Here is an 18,633-nt window from a genome sequence, read left to right as displayed (position 1 = left end):
CTAAAGATATAAAATTTATTCAGAAGATTAGACGATTATTTAAGCTTGCTAACCGATAATGCCGCATTATTAATTATATTTAAACAAAATATCGTGATTTTAGATGATGCATTTAAAGGAAGTGGTTAACGCCACAAGCTTAAAACAATTCCTAGAATTACCTGCCCTTATTAACCAGGCGAACGCTAATTACATACATCCACTTAACAAGGACATTGAATCTGTTTTTGACCGATTAAAGAATCCTTTCTTTGCCAATGGCGATTGTATTCGTTGGAATTTATATGAATTGGATAATCGTGTTATTGGCAGGATTGCTGCATTTTATCATTTTGATGACAAAATCGGAGAATACACTGGAGGCTTTGGCTTCTTCGAATGCATTGATAATCAACAAGCAGCAAATCTGCTGTTTAATCAGGCGAAGAATTGGCTCCTATCCAAAGGGATAGCACAGATGGATGGACCTATCAATTTTGGAACAAGAGATCAATGGTGGGGGCTACTAATCGATGGATATTATCCTCCAGTTTATGGTATGTTCTACCACCCGCCATATTACCAAAAACTATTTCAGAATTTTTCTTTCGATATATTATTCAAACAATATACCTATCGTCGTAAAATCAATACTGATTTTAGTCCAGCGATGTTACGACGTGCCAACAGAGTACTTAATGATTCCAACTATCGCTTTTCCGATATCAGCCTGCTCTCGAAAAAAGAAATAATTAATAATTTCAGGGAAGTATATAACGCTGCATGGAAAGATTTTGACGGCGTAAACTCGCTCAGCGAAGCTGAAATAGCAGAAATAATTGCCCATATGAGCCCAGTAATGGACAAAAAGATTATTTGGTTCGCTTATTATAAGCAACAACCGATTGGTTTTTTTATCAATTTACCCGACCTAAATCAACTCTTAGTAAAATTTTTACGAAATGGAAGTTTAAACATATGGCAAAAAATTCGATTTTTGTATCGAAAAACATTTAGAAAATCCTCAACCATAGTTGGAATGGTATTCGGAGTCCATCCGTCCTACCAAGGGAGAGGCGTTGAAAGCGCAATGATTCTGATGTTCGCCAAATCAATAGCACAATTGGGTTCAGAAGCATATACTGAAATTCAAATGAATTGGATTGGCGATTTCAACAAGCGAATGATAGCAGTTTTGGAATCCATTTCTGCTGAAAAATATAAGACACATTGTACTTATCGATTAACATTTTAATAAAAATATTATGTCATTAGACATGTTTAAACTCAAGTCAACCCGATTGCAAGCCATAGTAAGTATTATCGTTGCGACGTTAGTAATTATCTTTTCATATTGGTATTTCACTGCCAAGCAGAAGGAATATACAGGTGCAATGAAAGAGTATATGGATCTCGCGCAAGAGAAGTTCTATCTAATTCAGGATTGGGAAGTAGAGATACAACGTGTCTCCAAATTCAATTCATTAAATCAAGACATTAGTGCTTATTCTCGAGAAAGAGCTAGAGCAAATATCAATTCAACTTTAGAAAAGCTAGCGGCGACTAATGCCTTATTTGACTCTATACCAAAAAGCGTAGAACCAATTCGGTCGGTCAGTGAATCAATTCTTGACAAGAGTGATCTAAATGCAAAAAGAAATTTAGACACCATTTCTAATCATCTCAGCGATGAACAAGAAATGATTACCAATGCAAGCAACCAAATGACCAATGAGGTTATTGCAACCCGTTCAGAAAAAACAAACTTGAAATTAGCCAAATTAGAGTCTACTCGAACAATTACCCTTCTTTCAGGAATAGTTTCTTTGTTGGTCATCCTTTATGTGATTTACCAAATCATGAAGCTGTCGTTATATCTTAGTAAAACGACAGCCGCAGAGCGAAAGTTGAATGCAGAGTTTCAAAAAACTACCGATCAACTTGAAGAACTGAATTGGGTCCTTCAAAATTCTGCAAAGGTTTATAATACCGTAAATGGCAATCTTTCGGAACATCAAATTGCGAACAACTCGCTTACGATTGTTCGTGAAGTATTAGCAAGTCACGCGTCCGCTTTTTATATACGTAAGATTGATTCGTACGAATTGACGCTGAGAGATACTTATGGTTTAGATTCGAAACAACTGTTAAAAACACTATTGATTGGCGAAGGTTTGGTAGGTACAGTTGCAGAAACGAAAACAGCCAAGGTTCTTGATATCACCGAATTAGACCAAGTTAAGCTCAGCACGGGCATTATCGCTTCGCTTCCTGCCAAGGTGATTCTCTTCCCAATTGTTTTTGAAGACTACTGCATTGGCGTTCTTGAGGTATTTGGTTCTTTCCCATCTGAACGTGAAGAAACGATCCTTAGTTTCTTAGGACGTGCGGGTAGAGCAATCGGATCGGCAATTAAGTCAAGGCAGGATCAAAGCTTAGTTGAAGACCTACTGACCGAAACACAACAACAAACTGAAGAATTAGAAGCTCAGCAGGAAGAATTACGGATAACCAATGAGGAGTTAGTTTATAAAACCAACTTATTGGAAGCTTCTGAAGAGGAACTTCGTGTGCAGCAAGAAGAATTATCCCAGGCAAATAAAGAACTGAATGTTAAAGCCGCCGAACTAGAAACGCGAAACAATGATTTGAAAAGTGCGCAGCAAGTTGTAGAACAGAAAATTGCGGAAGTTGAGCAAGCGAGTAAGTACAAATCTGAGTTTATGGCCAACATGAGTCATGAATTAAGAACACCGCTAAATAGTATTCTGATTCTTGCCAAACTATTGCAAGACAACAAACAAAAGAATTTATCAGAGGATCAAATTAAATACTCCTCGGTAATTTATAATGCAGGTTCTGATTTATTACAGTTAATCAATGAATTACTTGATCTAGCAAAAATAGAATCTGGAAAAGTTGACCTTAATAAAGAAACGATTCTAAGTAAAGAATTTGCAAATAATATCGATTCGCTGTTTAAGGAAATTGCAGACGACAAGAAAATCGATTTCAAAATTGATCTTTCCGAAGCACCTACAGAGTTTATCACCGATGAATACCGCCTTGAGCAAGTCACTAAAAACTTCCTTTCGAACGCCTTCAAGTTTACAGAGAAAAATGGACAGGTCAATCTCAAAATATATTTGAATCAAAACAACCTGAACTTTACGGTGACAGATTCTGGAATTGGAATCTCTAAAGAAAAACAGTCATTGATTTTCGAAGCATTCCGACAAGAAGATGGTTCTACTAGTCGTAAATACGGGGGTACAGGATTAGGACTTTCCATCTCTAAAGAAATCGCATCTCTCCTAGGTGGTAGAATAACGCTTGAAAGTGAACCAAACGTCGGCAGCAAGTTTACGCTCATTATTCCATTTGAAGCGGCTTCTACATTTGAATCTGAAGCATTTTCTTCGATACCAGAAGTAACTGCAGTAAAAGATTTACCAACGCCAGTTTCAGTGAAACCGGAAGAATTGAAGAAAGAACCTTCTGTAGAAACCAAAGAATCATCGACAGAAAGAGTCATTCTAATAATTGAAGATGATGTAAACTTCTCTGAAATCCTAAAAAGCTTCTCTGAAAATTATGGTTTTACGGCCCTTCAAGCTTATGATGGAGAGACGGGAATTCAACTCGCGAAATCTAAACTTCCAGATGCCATAATTCTCGATGTTATGCTTCCAATTGCCGACGGCTGGGAAGTCTTAAAAACGTTGAAAAATGATGAAGAGACTAAGCACATTCCTATTCATATGATGTCTGCGGCGAGTTTTGATAAAAAGGAATTCTTAGAAGATGGAGCAATCGGCTTTATGTCAAAGCCAGTAAGTGAGGCAAGTATACAATCTGCTTTTGAAAACATTAATTTAAACCTAAATAAAGGTGTTAAAAAGATATTGCTTATTGAGGACCAAGAATTCCAAAGCGATTTAATAAAGAAAGCATTTGCCGAACAACAAATCAATGTAATTCAAGCATTCACCGTTGAGTCGGGATTGAAGAAGCTAGAGCAAGAAGAGAATTTCGATTGTATCATATTGGACATTAAATTACCTGATGGTAGTGGCTTAGAGATGTTAGATAAGATTAAGTCCGATAAGAAATACGAGAAACTTCCCGTAATCATAAATACAGCATACGATTTATCTACCGAGCAGACTGAACGGATTATGCGTCATACACAATCCATGGTGTTGAAATCCAGCAAGTCCAATACGCGTCTGACGGATGAGGTAAATCTGTTTTTGAATAAGCTGACGGAGTCCTCTTACAATCCTGTCAAAAACATGGATAAAATTGGAAATCATAACAGCTACGGAAAGAGCAATTTAGAAGGCAAGTGTGTACTTATTGCGGATGATGACATGCGAAATGTTTTTGCGTTAACATCATCCCTTCAGCAATATAATATGCAGATAGAGATTGCTAATAATGGTCGAGAAGCTGTTCAATTAGTTAGTGATCCCGAAAATAAGATTGATATTGTCTTAATGGATATTATGATGCCAGAGATGGATGGCTATGAGGCAATTCAACTTATTCGAAAAGATAAAAAGAATAACAATTTACCAATAATAGCCGTTACAGCCAAAGCAATGAAGGGAGATCGAGAGAAATCAATAGAACTAGGAGCTAGCGATTATGTTAGTAAACCTATAGATATTGATAAGTTAGTATCATTAATGCAGGTATGGCTAAGTTAGAAAACACTTACGAAATAAGTTTCTCAGAAATTGAAGACCTGATTTTTCTATTAAAGAATATCTCAGATTTCGATCTTTCTGGTTATACACGTTCTTCCCTAAAGCGCAGAATACAGCGAATTATGGGATTGGAAAACATGGATATCGTTGATTTAAAAAATGCATTGGTCAATGTTCCGGGCTTTCAAACATACTTTATCGAAGAGGTTACTGTTAATGTCACGGAGATGTTCAGAGATCCAGGGTTTTTCAATAAATTAAGTAGCGATATTATCCCCTATCTTTCGACCTTTCCACGGATAAAAATCTGGAGTGCTGGATGTTCAACAGGAGAAGAAGTCTATTCATTAGCAATATTATTAAAAGAACACGGCTTAAGTGATCGCTCGTTTATTTACGGAACAGATATTAATAGCCAAGTACTTGATGTAGCAAAAAAGGGAATTTATCCACTTAAAAAGTTTAAGGAATACACCGAAAACTTCAATGCTTATCATTCAAAGGAACATTTTGCATCCTACTATACAGCGCGTTATGATGCGGCAATCATTAATCATGATTTACGTCAAAACATCCTTTTTTCGACACATAATTTAGCGACAGACCAGGTCTTCAATGAATTCCATTTAATTACCTGTAGGAATGTTTTGATCTATTTCGACCTAAAGCTTCAAGAAAGAGTGATGAATCTCTTCTACGAGTCACTAGCTCTTTTTGGCTTTTTATGCTTAGGTACTAAGGAAACTCTATTGAGGCATGATGTGATGAAGAATTTTAAGGTCGTTGACAAGGAATTTAACATCTACCAAAAGATAAAATAAGGATGGAAGAAATTGCAAAAAATATTATTGTAATAGGTGGCTCAGCAGGTGCCTATGAAATCATTGTCGATATTTTAGACCATCTCCCGACTTATTTCTCTGCTGCAATCGTCGTTGTTTTACACCGCAATTCAAAGTATGAAACGAAAGTAGAGTCTAGTTTATCGCGTCGTTTAGATAGAAAAGTTACTTCTGTTAAAGACAAGGTACCCATATTGGCTAATAATATATATTTCGCACCTCCTGGTTATCATTTATTGGTAGAACCGAACTTTCGATTCTCCTTAGACATCTCTGAGCCGGTTCAATTCTCGCGCCCATCAATCGACGTCTTTTTTGAGTCAGTAGCCGATATTTATGGTCAAAATTGCACCGCATTTTTATTATCTGGTGCGAATACAGACGGTGCAGAGGGCTTAAAAAGACTAGCCGATTTGAATGCAGCCTGTTTTGTACAGTCGCCCGAGGAAGCTAAAATAGACACAATGCCTAGAAGTGCTCAGAAAATATCAAAAAAAGTTATAACCCTCACCAATGCTAAAATAATTGACTATTTTAGCTCATTAACATAATTGCTAGAATGAAGACTATCAACATTTTGCTTCTTGATGATAAGGAAGAAAACATCATCAGTTTAAGTGCATTATTGGAAGATGTTGAACATGTTAACCTGATTTCATCGACAGATCCCAACGACGCGTTAAAGATTTGTTGGAAAGAAGATGTTTCTATTGCCTTAGTCGATGTTCAAATGCCAAAAATTAATGGCTTTGAATTCGTATCCATTCTTAAGTCCAATCCAAAAACTAGCCACATCATGGCAATCATGGTGACAGCTATTTCTAAAGAAGATAAATACCTCTTACAGGGCTTAGAAAGTGGTGCCGTGGATTACCTATACAAACCCCTTAAGCCGGAAATAACTATTGCCAAAGTACGATCCTTTGTTCAGCAGATTTTAGTTCAGCAAGAATTAAAAGAGAAGAATCGTGAGCTTGAGGTATCACGTCAAGAGTTATTAAAAACAAAAGAAGAAGCTATTCAGGCGAGAAAATCTAAGGAAATTTTTCTTGCGAATATGAGTCATGAAATCCGTACGCCAATCAATGGCATCATGGGCATTATGCACATGTTTAAAAGTTCTGAACTCTCTACCGAACAACGTGACTGGCTTAAACGTCTAGACAATGCTTCTCAATCGCTCTTATTAATTATCAATGATATTCTCGATCTTTCGAAAATTGATTCTGGTATGCTTAAGATAGAATTTGAGGATTTTAGTTTGTCGAAAATGATTGAGGATATTAATAAAATATTCAAAATCAAAGCAACACACAAGAATTTAGATTTTGAGATCGAAGTGGATAGTGAAGTCCCTCAATATATTCGTTATGATTCATTAAGATTGCAACAAATAATAAGCAACTTCATTTCCAACAGTCTAAAGTTTACAGAATCAGGTTCCATTACGCTTACCGTTAAGTTTATGGAACAGAAAGAGGATAAATCGCTATTGCGTTTTATTGTGAAGGATACAGGTATCGGTATAAAAGAAGATTCTGTCGAGAAAATCTTTATGGCCTTTGAACAAGCTGATGATGGTATTACGAAGAAATTTGGTGGAACTGGTTTAGGCTTAGCTATTGTTAAACGTCTTGCCAAATTACTCAATGGTCAAGTTGGAGCTAGCAGTGAATATGGCAAAGGTTCTGAATTCTTCTTTGAAGGCTGGTTTGAGGCTTCTGACCATGACCAAGAGCAAAAAGAAAACAATGCGCCATCGTACAATACTTTTCCTAAGTTCAACAACATGCGCGTGCTCGTGGCCGAAGATAATGACCTAAATTCCTTTATGCTTGCGCACATGCTAAGGAGTTGGAATTGCGAAGTAGACATCGTCCGTAATGGCCGATTAGCGTTGGAAAATGTTGAAGCAAATCATTATGATCTCATTTTGATGGATACACACATGCCAATCATGAGTGGTTTTGAAGCAATAAAAGAAATCAAAAACCACATTATTCCGGAGAAACATGGGATCCCAATCATTACGATATCGGCTTCTGTATTAGAGCATGAACAGGCAGCAGCCTTTCAAGCGGGTGCTGACGGTGTAATAGGCAAGCCTTTCGACCCAATTGAGCTTTATCAAAAGATTGTTGATGTGTCAGCAAAGATAAATTCTTAAATAGTAAGGTATTTCAAAGACTAACACTCGTTTAAATAAATTATTTGTAGTAAATTCGGAGATATTAAATTTAAAGTTCAGTTATGAAAAAATTAATTTTAGCTCCTGCACTAGCTTTAGCGATTGCGGTTTCTTCTTGCGGAAATAATGCAGAGAAGAAAGAGGAGACTACATCTACCGAAACCACTCCAACAGAAGCTCCTGCAACAACTACAGAAGAAACAGTTCCAGGAATTGAAAACGTTACATCATCGCAAACTTGGACAGTTGAAGGAAATGACCAAATGCAATACAACATTAACTTGATTCGCGTCAAAGCGGGCGAGGCTGTAGAAATCACAGTAAAAAATGTTGGTTCAATGCCAAAAGAGTCAATGGGACACAACTTGGTTATTTTGAAACCAGGTATCGATATCCCTACATTTGGAAGTGAAGCTTCTGCAGCTGCGGATAGCGAATACATCCCTAAATCATCTCTTACTTCAATCGTAGCTCATTCAAAACTTTTAGGTCCAGGTGAGTCTGATAAGATTTCAGTTACGTTAGAAAAAGGTGTTTACTCTTACATCTGTAGTTTCCCAGGACACTTCGGAATTATGCAAGGTAAAATCGTTGCTGAATAGTATTATTTAGCTTCAAACATATTAAAAGCCCCGATACCCTCGGGGCTTTTTTCGTTTTTATTAACGCTGATCTTACTAAGCGCTTATCACATCGCTAATTAGACAAACGATTGCCAATGGAAATGTTTATTTGCGTTCGTTAAATCGTTAGATAAATAGTAAATTTGAGACCGTTAAACAAATAAAATTTCTATGCAATACGACGTAATTGTAATCGGTAGTGGTCCAGGTGGATATGTTGCAGCTATCCGTTGTGCTCAACTGGGTTTGAAAACTGCTGTTATCGAAAAATACAGTACATTTGGTGGTACCTGTTTAAATGTGGGTTGTATTCCTTCAAAAGCATTATTGGACTCTTCTGAGCATTATCATAATGCTGCTCATAACTTTGAACAACACGGTATTTCCCTAAGTAGCTTAAAACTTGACATGAAAAAGATGATCGCTCGTAAAGACGACGTGATCGCTCAAAATACGGCAGGTATTACTTACTTATTCAAGAAAAACAAGATTGACAGTTTCCAAGGCATTGGATCATTCGTTGATAAGAATACCATCAAAATCACAAAAGAAGATGGTTCTACAGAAGAACTAAAAGGTAAAAACATTATTATCGCGACAGGTTCAAAACCTACAGCCCTACCTTTCTTACCAGTAGACAAAACTCGTATCATTACTTCTACAGAAGCATTAAACTTAACTGAAGTTCCAAAACATTTAATCGTTATCGGTGGTGGTGTTATTGGATTAGAGTTAGGTTCAGTATACGCTCGTTTAGGAGCAAAAGTATCTGTTGTTGAATATGCAAAATCAATTATTGCAACAATGGACGCTGGATTAGGAAAAGAATTGCAACGTGTCTTAAAGAAAAACTTAGGCATGGAATTCTTCCTAAATCACAAAGTAACCGGTGCAACAGCGAAAGGCAAGAAGGTTACAGTAACCGCTGAAGATGCTAAAGGACAAAATGTTGAATTAGAAGGAGATTACTGTATCGTTGCAGTTGGTAGAACAGCATATACAGCAGGTTTAGGTCTAGAAAACATCGGTATTAAAACTGAAGAACGCGGAAACAAAATCACAGTTAACGAGCATATGGAAACCTCAGTAGAAGGCGTATATGCAATTGGTGATGTTGTTCGTGGTGCGATGTTAGCTCACAAAGCTGAAGACGAGGGTACCTATGTTGCAGAACGTATTGTAGGACAAAAACCGCATATTGATTACAACTTGATTCCAGGTGTAGTCTATACATGGCCTGAAGTTGCTTCTGTTGGTCAGACTGAGGAGCAATTAAAAGAGGCTGGTAAAAAATATAAAGCTGGAAGTTTTTCATTCAAAGCATCTGGACGTGCGAAAGCATCTGGAGATACAGATGGTTTTATCAAAGTTCTTGCAGACGCTGACACAGATGAGGTATTAGGCGTTCATATGATTGGTCCTCGTGCTGCTGATATGATTGCTGAAGCGGTTGTAGCGATGGAATACCGTGCTTCTGCAGAAGATATCGGTAGAATCTGTCATGCTCACCCAACATTTACGGAAGCATTAAAAGAAGCCGCATTAGCAGCTACTTCAAATAGAGCGATTCACGCTTAAACGTACAAAAAATAGAAAAGGCAAACTTAGGTTTGCCTTTTTTTTGTGTTAATTTATCCTATGAATTTTTATACAAGAAAATGGGTTAAACCGGAAGACTTAAACCCAAACGGTTCTTTATTCGGAGGCACCTTACTACGCTGGATTGACGAAGAAGCAGTTATTTACGCCATAGTACAGTTGGGGAACCCACATGTGGTCACCAAATATATTTCGGAAATCAATTTCGTTTCTTCGGCAAAGCAAGGAGATATTATCGAATTAGGAATTGAAGCTATTCATTTTGGGAATACCTCGCTTACCATGCGCTGTGAAGTCCGCAATAAAATAAGCAGGAAAACCATACTTTCCATCGATAAATTAGTATTTGTAAATCTAGATCCAGAAGGAAATCCTGTTCCACATGGGAGAACTGAAATCACCTATGCTTATATGGGGATCGAAAGAGATGTTAAGAAACGCGATTAAGCTGCCTTCTGTGCTTGAATTTCGCGTTTAAGATCTTTCTCAACCCAAAAGGAAACAACGGGAATTAAACTTAAAACAAAGTATTTGGCAACACGACTGAAAGTCCAGTTGTATGTCTGCCAACATGCTACGAGTAGAACAACAAAAATCACAACAAGAAATCCATGAATTGATCCCGCTACGCGAACTGCCTCTGGTATATTAGCTAAATATTTTAATGGCATAGCCACGAAGAATAATAAAATGGTAGAGATTGCTTCCCAAAGAGCGACTTGTTGAAAAATACGTAACATACTTAAATTCTTATTTTGTTGCAAAATAAAGCAAATAACGCAGTTTCCGAAAAGACACAGCTATTCTCCAGGCTTTATGACACTTCTATGCCTTTTTCATCCCATTTAGGGTAAAGAAATGGAAAGACTAAATAAAAAATATGTATTTTTGGATAATTGTATAAGCATAACATAACGACACTTAATATTTATGAATTACGACATTATTGTTATTGGTAGTGGACCAGGTGGATATGTAGCTGCCATCAGAGCATCTCAATTGGGATTCAAAACGGCCATTATCGAACGTGAAGCATTAGGAGGAATTTGCCTTAACTGGGGTTGTATTCCAACAAAGGCACTTCTAAAAAGTGCGCAAGTATTCGAATATTTAAATCATGCAGAAGAGTACGGTATCAAAGTAAACGGCGGGGAAGCTGATTTTGGTGCTATCGTTAAAAGAAGTCGTGGCGTCGCTGACGGTATGAGCAAAGGTATTCAGTTCTTAATGAAAAAGAACAAGATCGATGTGATCATGGGTACTGCAAAAATTAAAAAAGATAGTAAAATTGAAGTAAAAGCAGCTGACGGCTCAACTAAAGAGTACACTGCGAAACATACAATCTTAGCCACAGGTGCTCGTTCAAGAGAATTACCTAACCTTCCTCAAGATGGTACAAAAATAATTGGTTACCGTCAAGCAATGAACCTTCCTAAACAACCTAAATCAATCGTTGTTGTTGGTTCTGGTGCAATTGGAGTTGAATTTGCATATTTCTACAATGCAATAGGAACGAAAGTAACGATTGTCGAATTTATGGATCGTATCGTTCCAGTTGAGGATGAAGAAATCTCTAAACAATTAGAGAAATCGTTGAAAAAAGCAGGAATTGACATCTTAACAAAATCGGAAGTAACTTCGGTGGATACTAAAGGTGAGCTTTCAAAAGTACATATTAAGACTGCAAAAGGTGAAGAAGTAATCGAAGCTGAAGTTGTTTTATCAGCAGTAGGTATTTCTCCTAATATTGAAAACCTAGGTCTAGAAGAAGTTGGTGTTAAGACCGATAAAGGCCGTGTTTTAGTAGACGATTTCTACAAAACTAATATCGAAGGTGTTTATGCTATTGGTGATATCGTTAAAGGTCAAGCCTTAGCTCACGTTGCATCGGCAGAAGGTATTACTTGTGTTGAAAAAATCAAAGGATTACATGTAGATCCAATCGACTATAATAATATCCCAGGCTGTACTTACTGTTCCCCAGAAATTGCTTCAGTAGGCTTTACAGAGAAAGCTGCTAAAGAAGCTGGATACGAAGTGAAGATTGGTAAATTCCCATTCTCTGCATCAGGTAAAGCATCTGCAGCAGGAGCTAAAGATGGTTTCGTAAAAGTAATCTTCGATGCAAAATATGGTGAATTCTTAGGTGCACACTTAATTGGTGCAAATGTAACTGAAATGATTGCAGAGGTTGTAGTTGCTCGTAAACTAGAAACTACTGGTCATGAAGTACTAAAAGCAGTTCATCCACACCCAACAATGAGTGAAGCCATTATGGAAGCCGTAGCAGATGCTTACGGTGAAGTAATCCATTTATAATAGCTTTCGCAAGCTAAACGTTATAAAAAAAGACGCCTTATTGGCGTCTTTTTTTATATGTGCAAATATGTTTACTAGCGATCTAGCCTTTATCTTTCTTTTTCCAGATTTTTTCTGCCCACTGCCCTACAAACCAAAAGGATATCGCAAGCACTAAGAAGAATACCGTGCGGTTAATATTATCCCATAAATACTCTACAAATCGGGTGTACAGGTTGAGAATAAAAAACACAAAGCCAATATCTCTAGAAACATTGTCCTTGTTTTTCATCCCATACAACGCTAAACCTAGTGACACAACGATTCCTAATAATCCCCAATAAAAGATTTCATATTGACGGACGGAAGACCATTTCTCCAAATCGCTATAATTCCCAAAGATAGAAAGCAGCCAAAGTGCAATCATCGAATACAATAAACCTATTACGTATGTTGTTGACTTAAAAGGTTGAATGGGTTTAATTTTATCCTGCGCAAAGACAGCAAATACAGTTAATAGGCCACCAAAAATTGTGAATCTCAAGGGATAATTCATCCCCCAGAATTTAAACCCCCAATTACTATGTAGTGCAGTCTCTGTTGCAAACCATATTCCTAAAGCAACTAGCGTAAATACCCAAATCAGTTTTGAGCTTAACTTGACGGACAGGACACCATAAATGACTATGGATAGGAAAAACAAAATGGTAAAGTAGTGATCAGAACGGTCTAAAATTTGTCCCAGAAATCCAATACAAGCGGCAGTAGAAAACGAGCCCGCAAGCATCAATGTCTCGTTAGAAAAAGTCTTCTCCGGATTCTTCTGTTTGTTACGGAATCCCAATATGTAAAAGATTGCGGCCAATCCAGCGAAAACTAAACAGAACACGACATTTGGTGTATCATAAAATCGCTCAATAAGCGTACTGAGGTAATCATCGGAGAAAAGCGAAACAACGGAAAAAATTAATGACGCCAACGCTACCCAAAAAGCATAACGGGCGAGTACCCCCCATTCAAACCCCTTTTCGTCTAAATTGTCTTTAAGCTCACGCACTTTTTCCGCATCAAGTAAGGACTCCGATTGCCAGTGTGACAGCGCGTCCTCAATTATTTCACGTTCATTCTTACTTACATCTAGCTTCTTCAAGTGCTTGTTTTAGTTGGTTTATATTTCAATCTTATGTTGAATAAAGGTAATACTTTTTCGGGAACCACTGATATATCAGATTAAAGGAAAAGCTGCTGAAAATCTTCCTATAAAAATCTGTAACTTTGCATCTTGCAAAACAGGAGATATTAATGGCCCAACATAAAGTAGTAGACCTAGGAGATCAAAGTGAAGTTGAAGTATTTGGAGCGCGCGAACATAATCTGAAGAATATCGATGTTTCCTTTCCAAGAAACCAATTAGTTGTTATTACTGGCTTAAGCGGTAGTGGAAAATCTTCCTTAGCCTTCGACACCATTTATGCCGAAGGACAGCGTCGCTATATGGAGACATTTTCTGCCTACAGTCGACAATTCCTTGGTGGGATGGAACGCCCAGATGTAGATAAAATATCTGGATTAAGCCCAGTTATCTCTATTGAGCAAAAAACCACATCTAAGAATCCGAGATCAACGGTAGGTACGATTACTGAAATCTACGACTTTCTACGCTTATTATATGCTCGAGTAGGAGAAGCGTTCTCTTACGTTTCAGGAAAGAAAATGGAACGGATGTCTGACGATGAAATAACAGACCGTATCTTAAAAGAATTTGATGGCGAAGGTATCTTCATCCTCGCCCCTGTAGTTAAGGGCCGTAAAGGACATTATAGAGAGCTCTTTGAGCAAATCAGAAAGCAGGGATATACCAAAGTACGCGTAGACGGGGAAATCTTAGATTTAGTTGCAAAAATGCAAGTCGACCGTTATAAGATACATGATATAGAAATTGTTGTGGATCGTATTATGGTGGAAAAAGATAGTCGAAAACGCCTATACACTTCCATTGGTCAAGCCCTGAAAACAGCAAAGGGAATTATCAAAATTGCCAATAAAGAGAACAAAGAACAGTTCTTTAGTCGCTATTTGATGGATGCAGAATCGGGAATTTCATACGATGAACCGCAACCCAATACCTTTTCATTTAACTCCCCTTATGGTGCCTGTCCTAAATGCGATGGACTAGGTTATATCTTCGAAATTGATAAAAATATTGTAATTCCAGATAGATCACTAAGCATTCAGAAAGGTGCAATTGTACCCTTGGGCCCAGTTCGAGAGTCTTGGAACTTTGCAATTTTGAAAGCGGTAGCGAAAAAATATGAATTCTCGTTAACTACCCCGGTGGAAAAACTATCCGATGAAATAATTGATATGCTTCTCTTTGGAGAAGAAGAACCGATTTCCTTAACCGTTTCTTATGGCTCATATGGCGCTCGCGAATATAAGATCCAATTTGCGGGTATCTTCAAATTACTAGAAGAAATGAGCGGGAAATATTCCGACGAAAGTCCTGCATTAGAAGACTTCAGAACGCAAGTTGTTTGTCCTTCTTGCCATGGCGATCGCCTGAGAGTAGAATCCTTAAATTTTAAAATCGACAGCAAAAATATCGCTGAACTATCAGCTTTAGATATTGTAGCACTAAATGAATGGTTTGATGGCCTTGAAAGCCGATTGAACGAAAGACAACTTGTTATCGCTACGGAAATTATTAAAGAAATCCGAACTCGATTAGGATTCCTACTTGACGTTGGCTTAAATTATCTTACCCTAAATCGAAGCTCAAAGAGTTTATCGGGTGGAGAGGCGCAACGAATTAGATTAGCCACCCAAATTGGTTCTCAATTAGTGAACGTCTTGTATATTCTCGATGAACCGAGCATTGGCTTACACCAAAGAGATAACGAGCGACTAATCAAAGCTTTGAAGAATTTACGCGATATAGGAAACTCTGTATTAGTCGTGGAGCATGACAAAGACATGATCCTCAATGCAGATTACGTTATTGATATGGGACCTGCTGCGGGGCTTTACGGAGGCAAAGTTGTTGCTGAGGGTACAGCAGAGCAAATCCTAAAAGCAGATTCACTAACGGCAGCCTACCTCAATGGAAAAAAAGAGGTCGCGATACCTGAAAAAAGACGAGAGGGAAATGGGCATGTACTTTCACTGAAAGGGGCAACTGGGCACAATTTAAAGAATGTAGATATAGAAATTCCACTTGGAAAACTTGTATCGGTAACTGGTGTATCTGGCTCAGGAAAGTCTTCTGTAATTACCAATACACTATACCCAATACTGAATCACCATTTCTTCAGAGCGAAAGCAAAACCACTTCCGTACAAAAAAATTGAAGGTTTAGAACATATAGACAAAGTGATAGAAATTGATCAATCCCCGATTGGTCGTACTCCACGTTCGAATCCTTCCACCTATACCGGCGTATTTTCGGATATCCGAGCATTATATGTGCAGCTTCCAGAATCAAAAATACGCGGATACAAACCTGGACGTTTTTCATTTAATGTGAAGGGCGGGCGTTGTGAAACATGTCAAGGCGCTGGAATGAAAATTATCGAAATGAATTTCCTTCCTGATGTTCAAGTTCCTTGTGAAACGTGCCATGGAAAACGGTACAATAGGGAAACATTAGAAGTACGCTATCGTGGTAAATCGATATCCGATGTCCTCGATATGAGTATCAACGATGCTGTCACTTTTTTTGAGAATATCCCTTCTATTTATCGTAAGATAAAAACCTTACAAGATGTAGGTTTAGGATATATCACCTTAGGGCAGTCATCAACGACGCTTTCCGGTGGAGAAGCGCAACGTGTAAAATTAGCAACAGAATTATCGAAGAAAGATACTGGAAAAACTTTCTATATTTTAGATGAGCCGACGACTGGATTACATTTTGAAGATGTCAATGTTTTATTAGGCGTTATCAATCGACTTGTTGATCGAGGAAATTCAATCTTGATCATCGAGCATAACTTGGACGTAATAAAAGCTGCCGATTGGGTGATTGACATGGGCCCAGAAGGTGGAAAAAATGGAGGAACAGTATTATTCCAAGGCACACCCGAAGGACTAATAAAATTAGAGAACTCCGAAACAGGAAGATTTTTAAAATTAGAAATGAAAGCATAATAGCAAAATTTTTATAACAAAAGAGCCCTCGCAAATGTGAGGGCTCTTTTGTTATAAATATTCTAAAACGCCAACGATATTCTGTCGTATTCTCGTTTTGACCGCTCGATCTTTATAAATAGCTGGTTCCCATTTGGGAGATTGCTTCATAACCCGTAGCGCTTCTTTCGCAAAGGCAGGACTAATTTTATCTCTATTTGTTATTTCGATATTGCAGATAGTGCCATCCTCACAAACGATAAATTCGAGAATAGCAGTTTGTCGAGCACCATACTTGACATAATCGACACTATCTAAAGATTCAATCACCCGGTACGCATTAAAGTTGTTCCGAACAAACGTCGCCCATCCAGAAGCTCCCCCTCGAAACTCGGGAATCTTATCCACTTGACGTACGATACCCGTGTCTTGTTTTACAACAGCATTTTCCTCCTGTGCATACATAGAAGAACAACTGAAAAATACTATACAAAACAGCAGTATACGCATCATGCTTAAATTTACACAATAATTCTTTAACGAGGAAGCTCTATATTTTGTCTAAATTGCCCTTGCTCATCTTTTAAAAAGCTCATCGGATTTTCAGGATCTTTAATTATCTCAAATAAGGTATACCCCCATGGTTCCCAAAAATTCTCTAATACCTGACCATACGTTTTCGCTTGCCAATTATCAAATATTGGCTTCATGGTCCAGTCATTCAAAGCCATTGGCTCTACAAATATTTGATCTCCTACCTCCATATAAGTATATGCTGGTAAGCGATTGAATAAATAAGCCGTGTAAAAATACTTCGCACCAATTTCTTCAAATTGAATAGGATGTAACTTTTGACCTTTACTCAATGTAAGTGCTTCTTCATGATAAACAGCATTCGTACCATTATCTTGCAGTGTCGCGATCAATCCAAAGTTTTTCATACGTAATGAAAAGATCAATGTATTGATTTCATCACGATAAAGAAAGGTGTCATCTGCATTATCTACATGAAAAACTTCAATCGTAAATGGATTCTTATGCTCAAACTCCATGGGAAGAATTAACGATTGCAACATGGCGTGCAAATTCCGAAACTTCTGTACCAAAGCTTGCGAGAAATTCATTTCCTCACCCGTCATTACTGCTTGACGAATACCTGCTTGAATTTCATTGAAAACGACACCATAAAGAATCTTCGCTATCCATTGAAACAAAACTTCCTGTTCCAACGCTTCAACCGCTTCATATCCCTGTTCAACGGCATATTCCACTCGTCTATCCAATGCTTCAATAGCATTTGCCACTTCAATTGAACAAGGCAACTGTAGCTTCTTATAGGTACTGAAGCTCTCGTCAAGCATTTTAAACGGTTTCTCTTCTAGATCAAAAGCACGCATCATCCAGGTTGGAAACACTTGAATTTGTTCATCGCCAGACTGTAAGGCCTTCCCTGTTAAAAAACAGATAGAATTATCAAATTTGAAATCTAAAAATGGATTGTAAAGTTTCGTTTCCATAGGCTGCAAAGTTAACAGAAATGCCAACTTCAACGCTATCCTACATGCACATATTACTATCGAATGACCTAAAATAATGGAGTCTACAGTAGAAAATTTCGAATAGGAAAGGAAAGCTCCTTTGCCCGATTGTAGATCATGAAATGACCTGCGTCTTTTATCCTGATATCACAGTCCACATTGGAAATTGAAAATATTCGATCCTTGTCTCCGTGAATCTGCAGACAGTTTACTGGATTTTGTGTGTTGTCCCAATGAATTATTTTATCTACCGCCCAATCAAAAAAGGTAGAATCGGTGTCTTGAATAATTGCATCAAAAAGTTTTTTTTCCTCATCGGACTTCAATCCAAAAGCCCATTCCAAAGCTTTCTTAGCAAGCAGACCGGAAGAACCTGTAGGAATTAGTTTGTAAACAGAAAATAGCTTAGAAAGCTTAAAAACCGTTGGGATTTCAAATTTATTCTTAACCGAGGAGATTAATATGCTTTTTTCAAAATCATAGTACTTTGCGAGTTCCGAAATACAGAGACCTCCAAACGAAACGCCTAAAACTAATGCGCCTTGTTTGGGAATCTGATAATGTTCCGCTAAGCGAAAGATATAACTTTCTAGACTTTCTAATGGTCGAGGTGTTAACCAATCAATATAAACAGGTTGAAAGCCTGACAAGTCCAAATTTTGAAAAACTCGCCGGTCAGCCCCCAATCCAGAGAATAAATAAATGGTTTTCATTAAACCAAGTTACTGA

At 37.6% G+C, this 18,633-nt stretch carries 15 protein-coding genes; 10 read left to right on the top strand and 5 right to left on the bottom strand.

From position 1 onward, the window contains the following. Positions 1–103: 103 nt before the first annotated feature. The 8 genes from GFH32_RS02910 (at position 104) to GFH32_RS02875 (ending at position 10,390) form a co-directional block, all read left to right on the top strand. Positions 104–1,234, top strand: a complete 1,131-nt coding sequence (locus tag GFH32_RS02910; RefSeq protein ID WP_153509650.1) for a hypothetical protein — start codon at positions 104–106, stop codon at positions 1,232–1,234. Between the two features lie 22 nt (positions 1,235–1,256). Continuing rightward, positions 1,257–4,691: a response regulator gene (locus GFH32_RS02905; RefSeq protein ID WP_160366816.1), complete on the top strand. Its 3,435-nt coding sequence runs from the start codon at positions 1,257–1,259 to the stop codon at positions 4,689–4,691. Further along, a complete protein-coding gene (locus GFH32_RS02900) occupies positions 4,679–5,512 on the top strand; it encodes a CheR family methyltransferase (protein ID WP_153509648.1) in 834 nt (277 codons plus the stop codon). Before GFH32_RS02905 ends, GFH32_RS02900 begins: the two co-directional genes overlap by 13 nt. A 2-nt stretch (positions 5,513–5,514) precedes the next feature. Beyond that, complete coding sequence (locus tag GFH32_RS02895) at positions 5,515–6,084, top strand: chemotaxis protein CheB (protein ID WP_153509647.1); 570 nt, start codon at positions 5,515–5,517, stop codon at positions 6,082–6,084. An 8-nt stretch (positions 6,085–6,092) separates the two neighbouring features. Continuing rightward, the gene (locus GFH32_RS02890) at positions 6,093–7,700 is read left to right on the top strand and encodes a response regulator (protein ID WP_153509646.1); all 1,608 of its coding nucleotides are present in this window, start codon (positions 6,093–6,095) and stop codon (positions 7,698–7,700) included. An 83-nt stretch (positions 7,701–7,783) separates the two neighbouring features. Further along, on the top strand, positions 7,784–8,323 hold the full coding sequence (locus GFH32_RS02885) for an azurin (RefSeq protein ID WP_153509645.1): 540 nt from the start codon (positions 7,784–7,786) through the stop codon (positions 8,321–8,323). 192 nt (positions 8,324–8,515) lie between these two features. Next, positions 8,516–9,922, top strand: a complete 1,407-nt coding sequence (gene lpdA, locus GFH32_RS02880) for a dihydrolipoyl dehydrogenase (RefSeq protein ID WP_153509644.1) — start codon at positions 8,516–8,518, stop codon at positions 9,920–9,922. 60 nt (positions 9,923–9,982) lie between these two features. Continuing rightward, positions 9,983–10,390 carry an acyl-CoA thioesterase gene (locus GFH32_RS02875; protein ID WP_153509643.1) on the top strand — a complete coding sequence of 136 codons (408 nt, stop codon included), beginning with the start codon at positions 9,983–9,985 and terminating at the stop codon, positions 10,388–10,390. Here the strand turns inward: GFH32_RS02875 and GFH32_RS02870 are convergent. Further along, positions 10,387–10,683 carry a DUF3817 domain-containing protein gene (locus GFH32_RS02870; RefSeq protein ID WP_153509642.1) on the bottom strand — a complete coding sequence of 99 codons (297 nt, stop codon included), beginning with the start codon at positions 10,681–10,683 and terminating at the stop codon, positions 10,387–10,389. The two genes, GFH32_RS02875 and GFH32_RS02870, sit on opposite strands and share 4 nt — an antisense overlap. Before the next feature lie 190 nt (positions 10,684–10,873). Between GFH32_RS02870 and lpdA (GFH32_RS02865) the strand changes: the two genes are divergently transcribed. Then, entirely contained in the window at positions 10,874–12,262 is a 1,389-nt protein-coding gene (lpdA, locus tag GFH32_RS02865; RefSeq protein ID WP_153509641.1) for a dihydrolipoyl dehydrogenase, read from the top strand. An 82-nt stretch (positions 12,263–12,344) separates the two neighbouring features. Here the strand turns inward: lpdA (GFH32_RS02865) and GFH32_RS02860 are convergent, their stop codons facing one another. Then, positions 12,345–13,391, bottom strand: a complete 1,047-nt coding sequence (locus GFH32_RS02860) for a DUF2157 domain-containing protein (protein WP_153509640.1) — start codon at positions 13,389–13,391, stop codon at positions 12,345–12,347. Between the two features lie 152 nt (positions 13,392–13,543). On the opposite strand from GFH32_RS02860, the gene uvrA reads away from it, so the two are divergent. Continuing rightward, positions 13,544–16,387, top strand: a complete 2,844-nt coding sequence (gene uvrA, locus GFH32_RS02855; RefSeq protein ID WP_153509639.1) for an excinuclease ABC subunit UvrA — start codon at positions 13,544–13,546, stop codon at positions 16,385–16,387. Positions 16,388–16,438: 51 nt separating this feature from the next. Here the strand turns inward: uvrA and GFH32_RS02850 are convergent, their stop codons facing one another. The 3 genes from GFH32_RS02850 to GFH32_RS02840 all read right to left on the bottom strand — a co-directional run bounded on the left by GFH32_RS02850 (position 16,439) and on the right by GFH32_RS02840 (position 18,617). Then, on the bottom strand, positions 16,439–16,879 hold the full coding sequence (locus GFH32_RS02850) for an energy transducer TonB (RefSeq protein ID WP_153509638.1): 441 nt from the start codon (positions 16,877–16,879) through the stop codon (positions 16,439–16,441). A 23-nt stretch (positions 16,880–16,902) separates the two neighbouring features. Beyond that, a complete protein-coding gene (locus GFH32_RS02845; RefSeq protein ID WP_153509637.1) occupies positions 16,903–17,883 on the bottom strand; it encodes a hypothetical protein in 981 nt (326 codons plus the stop codon). Positions 17,884–17,966: 83 nt separating this feature from the next. Beyond that, positions 17,967–18,617, bottom strand: coding sequence for an alpha/beta hydrolase (locus GFH32_RS02840; RefSeq protein ID WP_153509636.1), 651 nt, complete (start codon positions 18,615–18,617; stop codon positions 17,967–17,969). Positions 18,618–18,633 lie beyond the last annotated feature (16 nt).

Source organism: Sphingobacteruim zhuxiongii, from assembly GCF_009557615.1.
GTDB lineage: Bacteria > Bacteroidota > Bacteroidia > Sphingobacteriales > Sphingobacteriaceae > Sphingobacterium > Sphingobacterium zhuxiongii.
Note: the sequence above shows the minus strand (reverse complement) of the source record. Positions and strands in the feature narration are given on the sequence as shown.